This is a genomic window from Prosthecobacter sp., from assembly GCF_044222565.1.
In the GTDB taxonomy this organism is placed as follows: domain Bacteria; phylum Verrucomicrobiota; class Verrucomicrobiia; order Verrucomicrobiales; family Verrucomicrobiaceae; genus Prosthecobacter.
Genome location: NZ_JBGANA010000009.1, coordinates 95,957 through 114,606 on the forward strand (window position 1 = coordinate 95,957; position 18,650 = coordinate 114,606).

19 protein-coding genes and 1 tRNA gene are annotated in these 18,650 nt (G+C 61.3%); 17 read left to right on the forward strand and 3 right to left on the reverse strand.

Features of this window, described 5'->3' with window-relative positions; translation table 11 throughout:
* Nucleotides 1–85 precede the first annotated feature (85 nt).
* The 16 genes from ACILSR_RS14965 to ACILSR_RS15040 all read left to right on the forward strand — a co-directional run bounded on the left by ACILSR_RS14965 (nucleotide 86) and on the right by ACILSR_RS15040 (nucleotide 16,235).
* Nucleotides 86–604, forward strand: a complete 519-nt coding sequence (locus ACILSR_RS14965) for an RNA polymerase sigma factor (protein WP_395750591.1) — start codon at nucleotides 86–88, stop codon at nucleotides 602–604.
* The gene (locus ACILSR_RS14970) at nucleotides 601–1,902 is read left to right on the forward strand and encodes a FecR domain-containing protein (RefSeq protein WP_395750592.1); all 1,302 of its coding nucleotides are present in this window, start codon (nucleotides 601–603) and stop codon (nucleotides 1,900–1,902) included. The genes ACILSR_RS14965 and ACILSR_RS14970 overlap by 4 nt, the downstream gene beginning before the upstream one ends.
* Entirely contained in the window at nucleotides 1,899–4,787 is a 2,889-nt protein-coding gene (locus ACILSR_RS14975) for a DUF1588 domain-containing protein (RefSeq protein WP_395750593.1), read from the forward strand. The genes ACILSR_RS14970 and ACILSR_RS14975 overlap by 4 nt, the downstream gene beginning before the upstream one ends.
* A 46-nt stretch (nucleotides 4,788–4,833) precedes the next feature.
* On the forward strand, nucleotides 4,834–6,159 hold the full coding sequence (locus ACILSR_RS14980) for a DUF1552 domain-containing protein (protein WP_395750594.1): 1,326 nt from the start codon (nucleotides 4,834–4,836) through the stop codon (nucleotides 6,157–6,159).
* Between the two features lie 108 nt (nucleotides 6,160–6,267).
* Nucleotides 6,268–8,664 (forward strand): DUF1592 domain-containing protein, encoded by a 2,397-nt coding sequence (locus ACILSR_RS14985; protein ID WP_395750595.1) that lies wholly within the window; start codon nucleotides 6,268–6,270, stop codon nucleotides 8,662–8,664.
* A 12-nt stretch (nucleotides 8,665–8,676) separates the two neighbouring features.
* On the forward strand, nucleotides 8,677–9,993 hold the full coding sequence (locus ACILSR_RS14990; RefSeq protein WP_395750596.1) for a DUF1552 domain-containing protein: 1,317 nt from the start codon (nucleotides 8,677–8,679) through the stop codon (nucleotides 9,991–9,993).
* 37 nt (nucleotides 9,994–10,030) lie between these two features.
* Nucleotides 10,031–11,209 (forward strand): hypothetical protein, encoded by a 1,179-nt coding sequence (locus tag ACILSR_RS14995; protein WP_395750597.1) that lies wholly within the window; start codon nucleotides 10,031–10,033, stop codon nucleotides 11,207–11,209.
* 3 nt (nucleotides 11,210–11,212) lie between these two features.
* The gene (locus tag ACILSR_RS15000; protein ID WP_395750598.1) at nucleotides 11,213–11,995 is read left to right on the forward strand and encodes a hypothetical protein; all 783 of its coding nucleotides are present in this window, start codon (nucleotides 11,213–11,215) and stop codon (nucleotides 11,993–11,995) included.
* 115 nt (nucleotides 11,996–12,110) lie between these two features.
* Nucleotides 12,111–12,506 (forward strand): cupin domain-containing protein, encoded by a 396-nt coding sequence (locus ACILSR_RS15005; protein ID WP_395750599.1) that lies wholly within the window; start codon nucleotides 12,111–12,113, stop codon nucleotides 12,504–12,506.
* Nucleotides 12,503–12,919, forward strand: a complete 417-nt coding sequence (locus tag ACILSR_RS15010) for a GNAT family N-acetyltransferase (protein ID WP_395750600.1) — start codon at nucleotides 12,503–12,505, stop codon at nucleotides 12,917–12,919. Before ACILSR_RS15005 ends, ACILSR_RS15010 begins: the two co-directional genes overlap by 4 nt.
* 13 nt (nucleotides 12,920–12,932) lie before the next feature.
* A complete protein-coding gene (locus ACILSR_RS15015) occupies nucleotides 12,933–13,325 on the forward strand; it encodes a cupin domain-containing protein (RefSeq protein WP_395750601.1) in 393 nt (130 codons plus the stop codon).
* An 18-nt stretch (nucleotides 13,326–13,343) separates the two neighbouring features.
* Nucleotides 13,344–13,898: a GNAT family N-acetyltransferase gene (locus ACILSR_RS15020; RefSeq protein WP_395750602.1), complete on the forward strand. Its 555-nt coding sequence runs from the start codon at nucleotides 13,344–13,346 to the stop codon at nucleotides 13,896–13,898.
* 107 nt (nucleotides 13,899–14,005) lie between these two features.
* Nucleotides 14,006–14,794, forward strand: coding sequence for a PhzF family phenazine biosynthesis protein (locus ACILSR_RS15025; RefSeq protein WP_395750603.1), 789 nt, complete (start codon nucleotides 14,006–14,008; stop codon nucleotides 14,792–14,794).
* 3 nt (nucleotides 14,795–14,797) lie between these two features.
* The gene (locus ACILSR_RS15030; RefSeq protein WP_395750604.1) at nucleotides 14,798–15,130 is read left to right on the forward strand and encodes a tRNA-binding protein; all 333 of its coding nucleotides are present in this window, start codon (nucleotides 14,798–14,800) and stop codon (nucleotides 15,128–15,130) included.
* Between the two features lie 332 nt (nucleotides 15,131–15,462).
* Nucleotides 15,463–16,086 (forward strand): hypothetical protein, encoded by a 624-nt coding sequence (locus ACILSR_RS15035; RefSeq protein WP_395750605.1) that lies wholly within the window; start codon nucleotides 15,463–15,465, stop codon nucleotides 16,084–16,086.
* 8 nt (nucleotides 16,087–16,094) lie between these two features.
* Nucleotides 16,095–16,235, forward strand: a complete 141-nt coding sequence (locus ACILSR_RS15040) for a hypothetical protein (RefSeq protein WP_395750606.1) — start codon at nucleotides 16,095–16,097, stop codon at nucleotides 16,233–16,235.
* A 223-nt stretch (nucleotides 16,236–16,458) separates the two neighbouring features.
* Here the strand turns inward: ACILSR_RS15040 and ACILSR_RS15045 are convergent.
* The 3 genes from ACILSR_RS15045 to ACILSR_RS15055 all read right to left on the reverse strand — a co-directional run bounded on the left by ACILSR_RS15045 (nucleotide 16,459) and on the right by ACILSR_RS15055 (nucleotide 18,313).
* Nucleotides 16,459–16,540 (reverse strand) — tRNA-Leu (locus ACILSR_RS15045).
* Between the two features lie 123 nt (nucleotides 16,541–16,663).
* Entirely contained in the window at nucleotides 16,664–17,335 is a 672-nt protein-coding gene (locus ACILSR_RS15050) for a metallophosphoesterase family protein (RefSeq protein WP_395750607.1), read from the reverse strand.
* 39 nt (nucleotides 17,336–17,374) lie between these two features.
* A complete protein-coding gene (locus ACILSR_RS15055) occupies nucleotides 17,375–18,313 on the reverse strand; it encodes a type II CAAX prenyl endopeptidase Rce1 family protein (protein WP_395750608.1) in 939 nt (312 codons plus the stop codon).
* Between the two features lie 33 nt (nucleotides 18,314–18,346).
* On the opposite strand from ACILSR_RS15055, the gene ACILSR_RS15060 reads away from it, so the two are divergent.
* Complete coding sequence (locus ACILSR_RS15060) at nucleotides 18,347–18,643, forward strand: hypothetical protein (RefSeq protein ID WP_395750609.1); 297 nt, start codon at nucleotides 18,347–18,349, stop codon at nucleotides 18,641–18,643.
* The last annotated feature ends 7 nt before the right edge of the window (nucleotides 18,644–18,650 follow it).

Below are 18,650 nucleotides of genomic sequence, written 5' to 3' on the forward strand. Positions count from 1 at the left end.
CTTCGTGCAGTGCCGGAAATCCACCTCATGGAGCGCCAGCCTTCGTTGTCAGGATTGATGCAGCGGGCACGTTGCTCCTTCACAAATGCCTCTCGATCACGAAGCCATTCTCCGACACCTCTTTGAGGCCCGCCAACGGCTCAGCGCAGCGGCATGGGTGATCCTGCGCGATGCCCAGGCGGCGGAGGATTTGTTTCAAAATGTGGCGCTGAAGTCCGTCACCAAAAACGTGTCCTTCGAACATGAAGGCGCCCTGCTTTCCTGGGCCACTGTTTCCATCAGACGCGAGGCGATTGACTGGCTGCGCAAACGCAAGCCGGAGACGCTGGGCCTGGAGCCGGATGTGCTCGAGCTTCTCAGCGCGGAGTGGGCCCCTCACTCGCAGCCGGAGGGCCGCCGCACGGAGGCTCTGCGGGACTGCCTCGACTCCGTGCCGGAAAAATCCCGCGAGCTCTTGCACCTGCGCTACTTCGACGGCCACTCGTGCGACGAGATCGCCCGCCGTGTGGGCGCAAGCCTGGAGGCTGTGTACCAGCGACTCTCCCGCCTTCATCGCCAGCTTAGGCAATGCGTGGACCAGCGCCTTGCCTCCACCACTCCATGAACGACGACCTGCTCATCCAGAAATACCTCGACGGCAGCCTCTCGCATGAGGAGAACCAACTGCTGAGTCAACGCCTGCGCGAAGATCCGGCTATGCGCGATCAACTGCGGAGCATCGCCGAGCATGCAGTCGCTTTTGGAGACATGGCGCGCATGCTGCGGGCTACTGAGGCCGAGTCCAACCCCGTCAATCCTTCATCAGGCGGCAGCAGCAGGAGCGCACGCTTTTCCTCCTGGCTTGCCCTTGCAGCCAGTGTGGCGCTGCTCGCCGCCAGCGCGTGGTTTTTCCTGCAGTCCGCGTCACCGCAAGCGCCCGTGCTGACGCTGGTGGAAAGCACCGGCACCGTTTCATGGGCTCATGGCGAGCCCATCCAGCCTGGCGGATCTCTGCCCGCTGGCACGCTGGAGACAGTGGGTGAGGATAGCTCGGCCCTGCTGCAGTTTCAGGATGGCACGCTCATCACGCTGCATGGCGAGACGGAGCTGTCCTTCTCCGAAGAGAATCAGAAAATCCTCTCGCTGACCCGCGGCACGCTCTCCGCCGAGGTCAAGCCCCAGCGGAACGGACACCCCATGCTCATCCGCACGCCCAGCGCCGTGGCGGAAGTGGTGGGAACGGTCTTCGATCTCTCTGCGCGTTCTGAAGACACACTTCTCAAAGTGGACGAAGGCCTCGTGAAGCTGAAACGACTTGCCGATGGCAGCCAGATTGAGGTATCCGCCAATCGCAGCGCCGTGGCTTCGCTCGATGCGAATACCTCGCTGGACATGGCCTCCACGCCGGAGCCGCTGACCGACTGGACTTTTGATTTCACCAAAAAGGCACCGCCGCGTGACTGGCGTGGCATCGCCAGAGATGGCGTGATGAATGCCAGTCCCTATGTGGCGCGGAAGCTTCCGGATGGCCGCATCATCACCCATCACGGCGTTTCCGTGCGCACCTCCATGCTCGAAAAACCGCTGCGCCTTCTTGCCACGGAGAGCAGCGTCATACGCTACCGTCTTCGCCTGGACAAGCCGACCAGCCTGCAGCTCATGCTCCTGACCAACCAGCCGGAAGGCGGCTTCGGCGGAAACTTCGAATGCAAGATCAGCGAGAACGATCTGCGCCCTGACGCGGAGGGATGGTGCGACATCGCCATTCCCATCCGCCGCTACGCACCGGTAAACTCGCACCCGCACATCCGAAAACAGCACCCCACCGCAGCGGGCAACATTATCACCTCGGCCATCGTCAATACATTCGGAGCCGACCGGAAGCTCGCAGTTGCCCGCTTTGAACTCTCCTCCCGTCCATGAAGCCGGTCGTTTTCTCCGCCTGCGTGGGTTGGCTCGCGGCGCTCACTCCACTGATTCATGCCGCTCCGCCACCGGCTGCTTTTGAGAGCTTTTGCTTCAAATGCCACGACGCCACGCAGACGGAGGGCGACCTGGATCTGGAAGCCTTTGTCTCCCAACCGCCCGGCGCGGAGCATGCTGTAACGCTGGAGGACATCATCCTGCGCATCGAGGAGGGTGACATGCCGCCGAAAAAATCGCGCAAGCAGCCGACGGCATTAGAGCGCGCGGAAATGAACGCCTGGGCACGAAGGCAGATCGACTCGCTCGCCGAAGCTTCGATGGATGATCCCGGTGCCGTGGCCATGGCGCGGCTCACGCGCCCCGAGTATCGAAATGTGATTCGCGACCTTAGCGGCGGCATCGTTCCAAACGCGGGCGAATACCTGCCCAACGAAGGCGGCGCGGGCGAGGGCTTTTCCAATGTGGGCGAAGCCCAGGGCATGGGCGTGGCGCAGTTTGAGAAATATCTGGAGGCAGCGAAGGGAACACTGAGGCATCTGCGGGTGTCACCGCACGACGGCCTCATTTGGAGCACCGTGGCACGTGAGCCGGCAGATGATCAAAAGTCGCAGATCAAGGAGGGCGTGGATGATGTGATCGGATGGTATATCGCGCAGCAGCAGAAGTGGGGCCGCGAGCATCGTGATGATTTGCAGCAGAAGTTTGGGTTTAGCGATGCCGCGTATCTGGAGGCTGCGTGGCGCTACCGCTGGCGTGCGGAGCAAGGGCAGGCGAACGCGACCTTTGCCCGCATCGCCCATGGCTACGAAGTGCCACTGGCACCGGTGGTGCTGGAGAAATGGTTCGCCATACTTTCTGCAGCGGAGCCGCGGGAGCCGTTCGTGGCGTGGGCCACGGCGTGGCAGGCGCTCGGTGGACAGACGAAAGACGTCCGAGCACGCTGCAACGAAATCGTCTCCGGGAAAGGAGCACACGACAGGCAATCCGGTCCGGCGGCCCCGCCCTATGAGGTGAGTTTTCATGAGGCGATCACGGAAGTGGTCGGCTCTGCGACTGAGCGCGGCGTGTGGCCCTTCCGCCTCGCGATCGGCGATGCGAAGGAACTGTTCTTCGTGGTGACCGATGCGGGCGACGGTGCACAAGGAGAGTTCGCCGTGTGGCGCGCGGGGCGCTTCCAGATGTCTGACGGCACCGCCAGGCCGTGGCAGGAGGTGTCGAAAGTCACGGGTGCAAACAGCGGGCGCGGATTCCCTTTTGGAAAAGACTACAACGGCCGTGCGCTGCCGCCGGACAGCATCGGCGTGAAGCCGCCGGGCGCTCTGCGTGTTTCCGTGCCACCCGGCGCGGTGACCTTTGAACTCGAACTCGCGCTTGCACCGCAGAGTGTCGGCCGGTCCAGCGTGCAGGCCATCGTGCTGAAAGAGAAGCCGAAGTCACAAAGCTACATCCCGGGTCGCATGGTCTTTGGTGGAAAGCCGAGCGGAGCGCGTGACGCAAAGACAGACCAGCAGGCCAAGGAACTGCAAAAGGCTCTGCGCAAACGCAATGTGGCCGAGGCCAACCTCACAAAAATCGGCCTCAGCGCCGAGCGCAACGTGCTGGCGGGATGGACGCGCACGCCGCTCGAAGTGCTCGGCGGGCCATGGCCGGAGCACGTGGCGGACAAAGAGGAGCCGCTGGCGCCCTATCACCTCACCGTGGCTCAGGCGCGCCGCAATGCGAGGGAGCAGGACCGCGCGCTCCTGCTCACGCTGGAAGACCGCCTCTTCGCGCTGGCGCAGCCGCTGCCTGACGAAACCCTCGAAGCACGTGTGCGGGAGTGGCTGAACGTATTTGCCACACGCGCGTGGCGCCGTCCGCTCGCAGGAGGCGAGAAGGAAAACCTCATGCAGCTCTACCGCGATTCCGCAAAGCCCGGCGTGAGCTTTGACAGCGCGATGAAAGTGCCGCTGATGACGGTGCTGATGTCGCCGAATTTTATTTATCGGAGAGCGTCCGAGCTTCCTTCGCGCCTTTCTTTTTTCCTGTGGGCCAGCATTCCCGACGCCGAACTTCTCTCCGAAGATCTCAGCAATCCTGAGGTGCTGAAAACGCAAACTGCGCGCATGCTCCGCGATCCGCGCGCCGCAGCGCTGGCCGAGGTTTTCGGCGCGCAGGTCTGGCACTTCGAAGGCTTCGAGAACCACACCGGCCCGGATGAGAAGCGGTTCCCCGACTTCACCGCCGAGCGCCGGCAGGAGATGCTGCATGACGTGCATGCCACCCTGAACCACGTCTTTTTAAAAGACGCGCCGCTCTCCCGCCTGCTGGACGAAGACTGCCTCGCCACCAAGCCGCTCTTCCTCACCCAGACCTCGCTGCCCCTGCGCACCAGCCCGGTGCAGCGCGGCGCCTGGGTCGTCGAAACGCTCATCGGCCGTCGCATTCCACCTCCACCGCCGAACGTGCCGCAAATCTCCGCGGATGAAAAAAGCGCCGCAGGTTTGAACATCCAGCAGCAGCTCGCAAAGCATCGCTCAGAAGCGAACTGCGCCGCCTGCCATGCGAAGATCGATCCTCCCGGAATAGCGCTTGAAAATTTCGACCCCATTGGCCGCTGGCGTGACACGCAGCGCGATGGCTCGCCCATCGTGAACAGCGACAAACTGACCGACGGTTCTGAAATCAAGGGCGTCGAAGGATTGAAAGCCTGGCTGAAAAGCCGCGAGCCTGAGTTTCGTGCCAATTTCAACCGCAAGCTCCTCGGCTATGCCCTGGGCCGCGCCGTGCTTCCCGGCGACAAGCACCTGCTGGAGCGCATGGCTGATCAGGGAACCTTCTCCGCAACCGTCCAAACCATCGTCTCCAGCCCGCAGTTCACCCGGCTCCGCACTTCACCATGAGGCTGGTCCGATATTTCATGCGGCCGGCAGGCCAGTCCCATCACTTATGAACCGCTCATCACCCTCCATCTCCCGCCGGAACATTCTCCGGGGTCTCGGTGCGTCGCTCACGCTGCCGTGGTTCGAGTCACTCGCCTCCTTCACCGCCACGAAGGCGCCGGTGCGCTACGGCTGCCTGCTGTTTGCCAACGGGGTCAATCCCCACGAGTGGGATGCGAGCGGGGAAGGCGCGGCGATGAAACTTTCCAGCACGCTGATGCCTCTTGAGGGGCTGAAACAGCACATCACCGTGCTGAAGGATCTGCATGTTTTCAACAACACCAGCGGCCCGCACTGGCCGCTGTTTTCAAACTACCTCAGCGGTGCGCAGTTCAAGGAAACGCTGATTCCCGAAGGTGGTGAGTCGCTGGATCAAGTCATCGCGCGCCACACCGGCAAAGAGACTTCCGTGCCCAGCCTCGTGCTCGCGGTGGAGCCCGCTGAGAGCGGACTGCGCAGCGGCGTGCCGGCGGTGTATTACTCCACCATTTCGTGGTCATCGAAAAACACGCCCATCGCGCCGGAGGTGTATCCCCGCGCCGTCTTTGACCGCCTTTTCGACACCACCGGACTGCTGAGGGACAAGAGCGTGCTTGATGCCGTGCTCTCGCAGTCCAAGGACATGCGCCGGGGGCTCGGCGGAATGGATCAGCAGAAGCTGGATGAGTTCATGCACAGCGTGCGCGATCTGGAACTGCGCATCGAGCGCGCGGCGAAGGAGGAACGACTGGAGGGCTGGCGGCCTTCGATGACGAAGCCGGGCATGGACCGCCCGCCTGCGGGCACTCCGCAGGATGTGCGCGAGCACATGCGCCTGATGCTCGATCTCCTGCTGCTGGCCTGGCGCATGGACAAGACCCGGGTGGCGACGCTGATCTTCAACCGCGACGTCTCACACATGAAGTTCGGTTTCCTTGATGGCGTGCTCAATGACCAGCTCCACGGCATCTCGCACCACAAGGAGAACCGGGAGAAGCTGGCTTCATATCAGCGCATCAATCAGTTCCACGTCGAGCAGCTCGCCTACCTCATGGGCAAAATGAAGGCCGTGGATGAAGGCGGCGGCACGACAATGCTGGACAACGTCATCCTCCAGTTTGGCAGCAACATGTTCAACGGAGACAGCCATGATGGCCGAAACCTCCCCATGATCCTCGCCGGCCACGGCGGCGGAGGGATCACCGGAGGCCGTGTGCTGGACTTCGGCCCCCAGTCCGAGGAGCAGCAGCGGGCCTGCAATCTCTATCTCACCATCGCGCAGCAGATGGGCGTGAAGACGGACAGGTTTGGCGACAGCATCGCACCACTGAAGAATCTGGGAATCCCCGCATGAGCCTTCGCTCTGCTTCTTTGGACTGAGGCAGCTCCTTTTTCCCGGCTCTGCTGGCTATCTGTCAGGTACCGCGCAGATCATGCGTTGCCGCTCACACACCTTCCCGAAATGCTTCGAAGATTCCTCATCGTCCTGTTTCTGCTCTCCAGTGCATCAGGCGCTCCACCGGCGGCGCTGAAACCGTTCCTGGAGCAGCATTGCTACGACTGCCACGATGCGGACACCAAAAAAGGCGGCCTTGATCTGGACGCGCTGCCCGCGGATCTGCGCTCGCCTGAGACGCTGGCGAAATGGACCCAGCTGCATGACCTGGTCGCCACCGGCGAGATGCCGCCGAAGAAGAAGCCCCAGCCACCCCAGGTAGAGCGCAGTGCTTTCACCGGCGTGCTGGCGCAATCTTTGACGCAGTGGGACGCAGCGCTGAAAGGCACGATCATGCGGCGCCTGAACCGCACGGAGTATGAAAACACGCTGCGGGACCTTCTAGGTGTGCGCACCCAGCTAGCCGATCTGCTGCCCGAAGATGGAAAGGCCTTCGGCTTCGACAATGTGGGCGAGGCACTGGATCTCTCGCCCGTGCATCTGCAGCGCTACATGGACGCGGCCAAGGCGGCGCTGCGCGATGCGGTGAAGTTTGGCCCGCCCCCGGAGAAGAAAAAGGTCGCCGCCGTGTTTGATGCTGGGAATAACAAACGGAATTTCGAAAAGAGCTGGCTGAAGCTCGATGACGGTTCCGTGGTCTTTTTCAACAGTGGAAACTTCCCGTCCATCGTGCCTGAGTTTGCCGCGCCTGCGGAAGGCATCTACCGCCTCACAGTGACGGGGCGAGCGCACCAGACGGATGAGAACGTCACATTTTCCATCTACGCCGGGACTTTCGGGCGCGACAATGATTCGCACCTGCTCGACCTCGTGAATCTGCCGCCGAAACAGGCCAGCCGCACGCTGGAAGTTTTTCTGCGGCAGCGGGAAAGAGTGCGCATCTATACCCAGCTCGTACCCGACCAGGTGTCGCTGCAAAAGAACGGCCCCTCGAACTACAAGGGCCCCGGCCTCGCGCTGATGCCGGTCGAGATCGAAGGGCCGATCGTTGACGAATGGCCTGGACGCGGGCACAGACTGCTCTTTGGCGAGCTCGAGGCGCGCGCAGGGGGAGCCGGACCCAAAGGGAAGTTTGCGAAGGCTGGCGCATCCGTGGGCGAAATCATTCCGAAGGATGCCGCCGCAGATGTGAAGCGTCTGCTGAATGCCTTTATGCCCGCAGCGTTTCGGCGTCCCGTCTCCGTGGAGAAAGCTGCGCCCTATGTGCAGCTTGCGCAGGATGAACTCACCGCCGGCACGAGCTTCCACGATGCCATGATAACCGCCTATGTCGCAGCGCTTTGCTCGCCCGACTTCCTCTACCTGCGCGAGCCCATGGGAAAGCTGGATGACTTCGCGCTAGCCTCACGCCTCAGCTACATGCTCTGGAGCACCGCGCCGGACGCCGAGCTCATCGCCACTGCGACCAAGGGCAGGCTGTCCGATGCAGCAACACTGCGCGCGCAGACCGAGCGCCTGCTGAGTGATCCACGCGCCTCGCGCTTCATCAAGAGCTTCACCGGACAATGGCTGAACCTGCGGGAGATCGACTTCACCGTGCCGGACAAGCAGCTTTATCCGGAGTTCAACGACGTACTAAAAACTGCGAGCGTGAAGGAGACAGAGCTGTTCTTTGAAGAAGTGCTGCGCGGAAACCTGAGCGTGGCTAACTTCATCGACTCGGACTGGACGCTGCTTAATGAACCTCTCGCACGCCTCTACGGCATCAGCGGCGTCAGCGGCGTCAGCGGCATGGATTTTCGCAAGGTCGCCCTGAAGCCCGAGCACCATCGTGGCGGAGTGATGACGCATGCGAGCGTGCTGAAGGTATCTGCAAACGGCACCAGCACTTCGCCGGTGGTGCGTGGCGTGTGGGTGCTGGAGCGCATACTCGGGAAGACGCCACCTCCCCCGCCGCCGGGCGTTCCTGGCGTCGAGCCAGACATTCGGGGCGCGCAGACACTGCGCCAGCAGCTCGACAAGCACCGCAGCATGGAAAGCTGCAACGGCTGCCACCGCGTCATTGATCCACCGGGCTTCGCACTGGAAAATTACGACGTCATTGGCGGGTGGCGGGAAAACTACCGCAGTCTCGGCAAGGACTTTCCGAAACCCGCGAACCTTCCCTCCAACGTGAAGAATGTGCAGTGGCGCATCGGCCCGGCGGTCGATGCCACGGGCACAACGCCTGACGGCCGTCCTTTCAAGGACCTCGCCGAGTACAAGAAGATCATCCTGGCGCAGCCCGCGCGCTTCACTCGCACGCTTGCAGAAAAGCTTGCGGTGTACGGCACCGGTCGCGGCATGGGCTTTTCAGATCGCTCGGAGCTCGACCGCATCTCCACCTCAGTGGCCGCGAAAGGAAACGGATTTCGCGATCTCATCCACGAGGTGGTGCAGAGCTCCATCTTCAAAAACAAGTAATCTGCTCCTTCCATGAACGCACCTCACATTTCCGTCAAACCGCATCTCTCCCGCCGCGCCCTCCTGCGCAATGCCGGTGCGCTGCTGGGGCTGCCATGGCTCGAAGCGATGCTGCCCGCCTTTGCCACCAGCGCCCAGGCGGCAGCCGCCACCACGCCGCCGCGGCGCTTTCTCGCGATGTGCTACGGGCTCGGTTTTCACGGACCCAATCTGTTTCCCAAAAATTCCGGCAAAGACTACGCACTGACTCCTTACCTTGAGGCGCTGAAGAATCATCGCACCGACTTCACGGTGTTTTCCGGCCTTTCGCACGAGGAGCAAAACGGCGCGAACGGGCACACCTCGGAACTCACCTGGCTCACCACTGCGAAGCATCCGGGGCTGCCGGGATTCCGAAACAGCATCTCGCTGGACCAGTTCCTTTTGGAGAAGCTGAACCCCGACACGCGCTTCCCGGCGCTTGTCCTCAATGTCGGAGGCAATGATTCCATGTCCTGGACCGCAAACGGCGTGAATCTTCCTGCGGAAAACTCACCCTCAAAGGTCTTCGCGCAGCTCTTCATCAACGGCACAGCGGCGGAGGTGCAGGCGCAGGTGCGCGAGTTGAAGCGCGGCCGCAGCATCCTCGACACCGTCAATGGAGAAGCGAAAAAACTGAAGCGTGAACTCGGTCAGCGCGACCAGGAGAAGTTTGACCAGTATCTCACCAGCGTGCGCGAACTGGAGACGCGCATCCACGCCAGCGAGGCCTGGGCGCAGAAGCCAAAGCCGCAGGTGGACGCCAGGCCGCCGTCGGATGTGCAGGACCGCACGGACATCATCGCGCGCACGCGCCTCATGCACGACCTCATGGTGCTGGCCTTCCAGACGGACTCCACGCGCTTCATCACCTACAAGGCCGGGGGCATGAACGCCGTGCCGAAAATCGAGGGCGTAAAGCAGGACTGGCACAATCTTTCCCACCATGGGCAGGACGAGATGAAGATCGAGGAGCTCACCCTCATCGAAAAAGCGGAGTTCGCGGAGCTCGCGCGTCTGCTCGGCCTGCTCAAGGGCGTCAAGGAAGGCGCCGGCACATTGCTGGACCAGAGCATCGTTCTCGCCGGATCCAATCTCGGCAATGCGAGCTCCCATAGCTGGCGCGATGTGCCGGTGATCCTCGCGGGCGGCGGCTTCAAGCACGGCCAGCATGTCGTCGCGGGCGGAACGGGCAACGACAACGCCCGTTTTGCCAATCTCTTTGTGCAGATCGCTCACCGCCTCGACGTGGGCATCGAGAAATTCGGCACCAGCACCGCTCCCAGCGTGAAGGGTTTTGAAATGACCTGAGCGCGGCCGCAAAATATCGACCACACTTTCCAACAACATGAAAGCAACCTCCACCCTCTTCACCCTCACAAGCCCACGGCTCTTTCTCGCAGGCATCGCTGCCTGCCTTGGTGCTTCTCTTTCCTCACCTGCCGCCGCGGAGTCGCCAGAAGCCGTGGCTGCGGCCGAAAAACGGCGCGAGGAAATTCCTCTGGGTGGCGACTTCAAACCCAATCCCCAAGTGCCTGCGTTCGTCGTCGCCGGTCATGGCGGGCGCATCCTTGTTTCCAAGGATGAGGGCAAAACGTGGACACAGGCGTTCTTTGGCGCACCGGGTGCGGACCATGGCGTGTGGGCCACGCGCACGATGACTTATGGCAGCGGCGTGTTCGTCGTCGCGTTCGGCTGGGGAGCCCCCACGAGCTGGCTCGCGAGCGAGGACGGCGTGCGCTGGCGGCACCTCACTGCCGGCACCGCGAAGGTGCCCGAAGCCAAGGGCAATCCGCGCATCATGGCCGGCACCTGGGGGCTGGCTGCGGGTAAAGGCGCCTTCGTCGGCACCGGCTACATGAGCACCGGCGCCACGAGCGATCTCGGCAAAACCTTTTCCTCCTTCAGCCTCTACTCATTCAAAGGCGATCCGCGCGGAAAGCTGAACACACATCACATCGACCCGGTTTACTGCGGCGACGCGAGCGGTCGCTTTCTCGCTCTTGGCGACAATCGGGGCAGCGACGGTCCGAAGTTCGGGCACCTCTTTGCCAGTGACGACCTCGGCAAAACCTGGCGCTGGCTGACGCCCAAGGGGCTGGAGTCCTCAACCGGACGCGGCGCCATTGTTTCCAATGGCAAGCTGCTCGTGATGACCGACGCCGACTCCGCCAATGCATGGACCAGCACCGACGCCGGGGAGACCTGGGACGGCCCGCACCCCACCGGTGCCAAGCGTGCCGTGCTCAGCGTGGTGGGCGGCGAGTTCTGGCTCACCGGCAAACCCGGTCGCGCGAGCGCCGATGGCACATCCTGGCGCGATCTTCCTGCTGCCGTGCCGCTTGGCCAGATCATCGCCAGCGAAAAGGGCACGCTCATCAGCATTCATCCACAGCGCACCAACATCCTGCGCAGCGCCGATGGTGGCAAGACCTGGCAGGAAGTGCACACCTACCAGCCCGACGCCATCCAGGGCGGCGCGCAGGGCCTGCGCGATGGTGCGTTTGGATTTCTCACGGCAAAGTAGTCCATGACCACGCGACTCGTCATTCTGCTGCTCTGTGCGTTCACATTCACGGCGTTGCCTGCGCAGGAGAAGGTCACGCGCATTCACTGGGTCGGCTCGGCATGGATGAAGTTTCATGGTCTCGACCGCCAGTGCGGCGGGTGGCTGGAGATGCAGCCGGACTTTGGAAAGGTCAGGCAAACCGTGGACAAGCTGTGGCCGCTGCACGCGCTGCTCGATGAGCCGCCGTCCAAAATGCAGCTCTACGGCGATGCGCGAACTCAGCCGGAGATCATCGCGGAGATGAAGGCGGGAGAGTTCGACATCCTGGTGCTCTCGGTGCAGCTGGAGATGGTGGCTAAAGATTCCAACGCAGCGGCATTCACGCGGACGATGGACTTCTTCTCCGGCGAGGCGAAGCGCAATCACGCGCGGCTCGTCTTTGCAGCCTACGGCACGAAATTCGATGACACCTGCGCCCGCGGCATGGAGCGGCTGCGCCCTCTGGCAAAGCAATACGGCGCTGTGATCTGCCCGTGGTGGACGGCCATGAAGCTTGCCGCCGCCGAGCGTCCAGACGCACCTCTCTTTGATGCCAAAGTCAAAGGCCATCCCGGCCCTGGCAGCACTTATCTGAACCTCTGTACCTTTCTTTTTGCCCTCACCAACACACCGCCGGAGAAGCTCACTCTGCCGCTGGAATATCAGGGCTGGGACGCTGCCAAGCCGCCGTGTCAATTGTCCGCGGACGAAGCGCGCTTTTTCCAGCAAGCAGCCTGGAAGGCCTGGGAGTCTGTCCGCGATTGATCCGGCCATTGGGTCTTGACCGCATCCTTTGTCACTGTGCCTCGCTTGTCAGAATCCCGTGCCCGCAGCTCGACCTGCGCTTTTTCCGGCATAGTCTGGCGCCCTTCCTCAGTTCATGAAACTCAAAATCAACCTCCGTGACGTGCCGGTGCAACATCAGCAGTGGGGAGACGGGCGATATGACAGGCGGCGCAAGCACGTCTCCGAGGCTCTTTCCGGCCGGGTCCCCAGCGGTGACCCATTCGATGTGGAGATTACAACCGTTGCTCCAGGCTGCTTCAACTGCCCGCAGCACACTCATACGCGCAATGCCGAGTTTTTCATCATCCTCTCCGGCTCAGGGATTGCGTATCACAACGACACAGAGGTTCCCATCGAGGCCGGGGATTGTTTCATGCGCCATCCCGGCACCTCACATCATCTGCACAACCTCTCCACCACCGAAGACCTCACGTTCATCGTCATCTCCCAAGATCACGCCGACGATGCGGAGAGCATCCAAAACCCATGAACGCCGCCCCCATTGATTACAGGGACACGCGCGAATTCACACTCGAGAGCCTTGTTACGCTTTATCGTGCCAACGACTGGTCGTCCGCAGACAAGCCGGATCTGCTGCACCGTGCGTTGCTGCATTCTCACTCGGTCGTTTCAGCCTGGGATGGCGGGCAATTGATCGGCCTGGGCAATGCAATTTCAGACGGCCATCTCGTTGTATATTACCCCCATCTGCTGGTGCTGCCGGCGTATCAGGGGCGCGGCATTGGCACGGCGCTGATGCGGCGGCTCATGGCGCGGTATCAGGGCTTTCACATGCACATGCTCACCGCTGACGGACGCGCGCTTGATTTCTACCGGAAGCTCGGCTTTACCCGCGCCGGCGCCACGGAGCCCATGTGGATCTATGCTGGGAACGACCACTGAACCACCTCGCCCCATGAACTCATCTTCCATCCGCACGCCCCTTGCCATCGCCGAATCGCTCACGGAACTGTGGTCGCCCCAGGTCATCGCCGAAGTGGATGACATGTATGTCAAAGTCGCGAAGGTTCGGGGCGAGATGGACTGGCACGCGCATGAGCATGAGGATGAGATGTTCTTCATTCTGCGAGGCGAGTTCACGCTGGAGTTTGACGATGGTCGCATGGTGCTCCGGCCCGGCGAGCTTTTTGTGGTGCCGCGCGGCCGCCGGCACCACCCCATGGCGAAAGAAGAGTGCCTGCTGATGCTTTTCGAACGCAAGGAAACGGCCCACACCGGGGACGCAAGGACTGCACAAACGAAGTCCATTGCTCAACAGCTCCGCTGGCTCGCGGCGCAGGCGGAATAGAGACCAACTCTAAAGCCCATGAATGACATCACTCCTGCCCGATTGCGTCATGCCACCGAGGCCGATATTCCGGCGATGGAAGGGCTGATTCCTTTGTCTGTGCACGGCTTGCAGGCAAACTGCTATTCGCTCGCACAACGGCAGGCGGCGCTGGGGCCAGTGTTCGGTGTGGACACGGCGATGCTGCTCGACCGGACTTACTTTGTGATCGAACTCGAAGGCAACGTCGTCGGGTGTGGAGGCTGGAGCCGGCGTAAGACCTTGTTTGGCGGCGATCAGAGCTGCGTGCGCGAAGATGTGTTTCTCAATCCCGCCACAGATGCGGCCCGCGTACGCGCTTTTTTCATCCATCCCGACTTTGCCCGGCGCGGCTACGGCAGCGCCATCCTGAAACGTTGTGAGGACGAGATGCGCCGGGCGGGCTTCACGCGGGCCGTCATGGTCGCCACGCTGGCAGGCGAGCCTTTGTACGCCCGCTTCGGCTACGCGGTGGAGGAACGCTATGACGTGCCAATGGGTGGCGGCCTATTTTTGCCGGTGGTACGTATGAGCAAAAGTCTGTCGCTTGCATAACATGACTCGCGGTACTGCATCCCTCATCCGCCGTTTAACGTCGATGCGGCCATCGCGCAGTTCTACGCCATCGAGGGCTGTCTGCCGCGAACTAACCGAATTCAATCATGACCCCACTGCACGTTGTTGACGCCTTCACAAACCGCCCGTTCGCGGGCAACCCCGCTGGCGTGTGCATTCTCGACCGGCCTGCGGGTGAGACGTGGATGAAATTGGTCGCACGCGAGATGAATCTCGCCGAAACCGCTTTTGTGCATCGCATCGAGCGAGGCTGGGCGCTGCGCTGGTTCACGCCTGCGGTCGAGGTTAAGCTCTGCGGCCATGCCACGCTCGCCGCCGCACATGTTCTTTGGGAGACAGACATGCTGAAACCGGACGAAGAGGCGCGTTTTCACACACTCAGCGGCATGCTCACCTGCACGCAAAAGGGCGGCTGGATTGAGATGGATTTCCCTGCCTGCCCGGTCGTTTCATGCGGCGCTCCTGCAGGCTTGGCGGAGGCATTGGGCTGCGGCTTCACCTTCTGCGGCAGCAATGGGATGGATCATCTCGTGGAGGTGGCGGATGAAAAAACGCTGCGCCAGATTTCGCCAAACTTCTCCGTGCTTTTACCGCTTACGCAGCGGGGCGTCATCGTCACCTGCCGGGGCGAATCGCCTGGGTTTGATTTCATCTCCCGCTTCTTTGCCCCCGCCGCCGGCATCAATGAAGACCCGGTCACGGGTTCCGCGCACTGCGCTCTCGGGCCGTACTGGCAGGAAAAACTCAGCCGCTCCGACTTCACTGCTCATCAGGCCAGCGAGCGCGGCGGCACCGTGAAGCTCAGTGTGCGGGGTGACCGTGTCATGCTGCGTGGACAGGCCGTCATGATGAGCCGTGTGGAGCTTTTTCATTGAGCCATGATCACCTTTGAAGATTTTTTGAAAGTGGAGCTTCGCGTGGGCCGCATCCTAGAGGCTCGCGTGTTCGCGGAGGCAAACAAACCCGCCTACATCCTTCAAGTGGACTTCGGGCCTGAGATCGGCGTGAAGAAGTCGAGCGTGCAAATCACGGCGCTGTATCAGCCCGAAGAGCTAGTGGGCAGGCTTGTCGTGGCGGTGGTGAACTTCCCGCCGAAGCAGATCGGGCCGCTGATGTCTGAGTGCCTCGTCACCGGTTTTCACAATGAGCGCGGTGAGGTGGCGCTGTGTGTGCCGGACAAGGATGTGCCACTCGGCACACGGCTGCTGTAAGCCAGAAGCGCCTGCGCCAGTATTGCTGTCCAAAGGCGTTGCACCCTAGGGCTTCGAATGGCCTCCAGCTTTGCCATTGGAGTCGGCTGAAATTTGGGACGAATTTTCATGCCATTGCCGTGTTCCGGATGGTCCAGGATGCTGGCTGCGGCATCGCTATAACTGTCGGCGAAAACGAGACATGCTCGTCTCTCAAGATGTTGAGCTCAATGAGCCGTGATTGCCATCAACTAGACGCAGCCCGCTTCTCGCAGAGGAACACCGGAGCGGCTCGGAAAAAAATGAGTCTGTGGCGTCAGGTATTTCCCCGTCATTCGTCTCTCATTGCGTCCATGCAGCCGCGCCTCATCATCATCTTCACCCTCGCTGCAGTGCTCGCCTGCGTCTGGGCCCTTTTTTCCGCAGCCCAAAAAAGGCCCGCCGCCGAGCCGATGGCTGCCATAGTCTCGACTCCGCCATCGCTCTTGCCTCAAACCGTTGCAGCGGAGCCTGCTGAAAGATCCCTCGACTCGCGCCAGCAGCTCCCACCCGTGAGTGCTGCCGTGCAGGCGAAAGTGGAGGCCTTGATCCGCAAATATCGCGGCAAAGTGCCCAAAGACGTTTCTCAGGAGCCTGAGCTGGCCGCAGTGTTTGCAAACATGGGAAGCCTCATGGAACGCATCAGTCCCGAGGATCAGCGACGCATTGACAAGACTCTCGAGGCCACGCGCGCCGTCATCGGCAGCCAGCATGGCAGCATATCCTTTGAGATGAAGGACATGGATGCACCCGCCACCCGCGCGCTTCTGGAAGCCGTTATCTCAGACGATCCCAGCCGCCTGGCCGACTACATGATCCGCTCTCTGGACGGTGCGAATTTTGAATACGCAATCAGTCCCGGTCTCCGGCAAAGCAGCGACGGCCTCATCCTCCAAAAAGCCGAGGCTCCAAAAACAAGCGCACCCGTCGAAGACTGATCCCACTCATGAAATCCCATTGCCTCCTTCTTTTCGGAACTTTGGTCCAGCTCGCCAGCCTCTCAAACACAAAGCACATCCTGGAGATCACTGGCGACGCATCCGCCCCCATCACCTCCATCCGCGTTCGCCGTCCTCCGCTCAAGTAGCGCGTTTCACATAGTCCGAAGAGAATCTTTCCGGCCTGTCGCAAAGAGCTCCTCATTCGACTGTTTTCGTTCATCCGCCAAAGCGGCCCGATCATGCCCAGGGTGACAGGACGGGCGAAGTCCGCGGGGATGTTGCTCTGCAAAAGTGGCCAAGAAGTGGCCAAGGTGCATTTTTTCGAGGTTGCGGCACGCCACTCAAAACACGTCATTTCTCCTTCGTAAGTGCCGGAGACAGGACTCGAACCTGCACTTGTTTCCAAACCAGATCCTAAGTCTGGCGCGTCTACCAATTCCGCCACTCCGGCAGGGAGTTGCACAGGTCTATGATTCGGTGCGGATGTTGCGGCTGCAAATGAATTATCGAGGGTGTTGGAAGGCGATGAATCATTCGGCGGGCAGGACGGTGCATGGCGGCATCAGTCCCACTTTTATTCTGTATCCGGAATCAGGACGTCAACCCTCGTTTCACCCGCGTCATTGCACTGCCAGCAGCGGTTTTTGCGAGGCTCGTAGCATGTCAGCCAGCCTGTGCGGTAAATGCCGCTGTCGATGCATACGGCCGTTCCCATGTGCGCCGGCAGCCCGTCAGGCTGGGGCGTGTGGCCGCAAATGATGAGTTTTTCCGAGAAGTGCCTCGGAGGGTGCTTGATGTGCTGCCAAAGGAGCGTGCTCTCGTCCTGGCTCTCCATGGGAAGGTCAGGCTCGACATTGGCATGAACGAAAATGCAATCTTCTGTCTCGTGATAGAGGTCTGTCGTTCGGAGGAGTTCCCAGTGAGTTTCCGGGATGGAGCGCAAGCCATGCGCTTTATAGGACAGGAGGGTTTCATCTCCCTCACAAGATCCCCAGAAGTTGAGGTCCTTGTTTGGATCATACGCATGGAGGAACATTTCTTCGTGATTGCCACGCAGGCAGACCAGATGCGTTTCCTGCTTCAGCTTCAGGATGCGTTCGATAACGCCACATGAATCCGGTCCTCGGTCCACGTAATCACCGAGCAGTACGAGTGTGTCATCCTGTTGAGGCTTGATGACATTGAGCAGATGGGTGAAGGTATTTAAGTGCCCATGGATATCACCGATGGCAAGGAGTCGAGGCATGAGTTTCCGTGTTTGATCGGGTCAATGAAAACCGATGTCTTATCTGGAACGCACGAGACGCGAGGCTATCCAGCCGGTGAGCAGAACGGTGAAAAGCGGTGCGAGGCCGACTTTCAGGTTGGCGCCGATCCAGGGCAGCCAGCTGCCGGTGTAGAGAGTCAGGGCGCTGAAATACTTCAGGCCAAAGACCCAGCCACCGTGCAGACCTATGCCGGCCCACAGTGCGCCGGTCTGCATGCGCATTTTCGCCAGCACCCAGCCCACGGCAAAGAGCGTGGCGAATTCGGCGAGGAGAAAGTGCACGTCACCAAAGCCAGCGGCGATTTGCTTGAGCACCAGGAAGCCGCTGCTCCAGGTGACGTCGGCATCGCTGATCTGCCAGCCTTCCGGGGGCTTGAGGAAATGCACCAGGGCGAAGACGAAGGTGAGGGAGACCAGGGCTTTGGACTCTGCCATGGTGCGCAGCAGCAGGCCGAGCAGCAGGCCGCGAAAGAAGAACTCCTCCACGATGCCTGCGCCGAGTGCGGCGGTGATGGGTTCTCCCAGTTTCAACCAACGCGCGTCGGGTCGCAGCTGATAGGCGCCCAGCTGCAGAAAGATGAAACCGAGCACAAGCAGCAGACCTGAGGCAAGGAAAAAGCCGGTGGCCCACTCCCGGAGGCCTGTTCCCAAAGGCTGCCACGCGGGCAGCAGCGAGCGTTCCAGCCGCACCCAGCGCATGAAAGGCCAGATGAAGAGGAGGGCGCACACGAGGACTGCGCGGTTGAAGTACCGTGTGAACTGCGCGCGCTCGATCTCCGAGAGCAGCCACTTCACCATTCCGGCTTCATGCCAGGATGAAGCCGAGAGCCAGCCGTGGGCCGCTTTTCCCAGGTGAAACAGCGGTGCCGACAGGAGCGCGCCGCCAAGCATGACGGCGAGGAGGTAGAGCAGGAGTTTGGGCAGGGCAGGGGAACTGCCGGGGCTGGCGGCTTGCATGGGCGCGATACTAGCGCATCCTGCACGCTCTCAATGACCAAAAACCAAATCCACGAATGGCACGAACGTCTGGAAGACGGCCGCAAACAGTACATCCGCGCTTATTGGAACTCGCGCGAGTGGCAGTTTCGGATCGCACATCCTGATGGCGAAGCGTGGACCCCTCTTGAAAATCCGCCGCCGCAGCGCTGGCTGGAACTGCGTGACCTGCTCTTCCGCAAATATCAGCGCAAAAAGCTGCCGTGGAAGTATGTCGTGGATCTCGACAAACGGCTGGAGGACATGGGCATCAAAGCCGAAGAGACCGAAGCGCCCGCGGAGGACGACTGACCTGCAG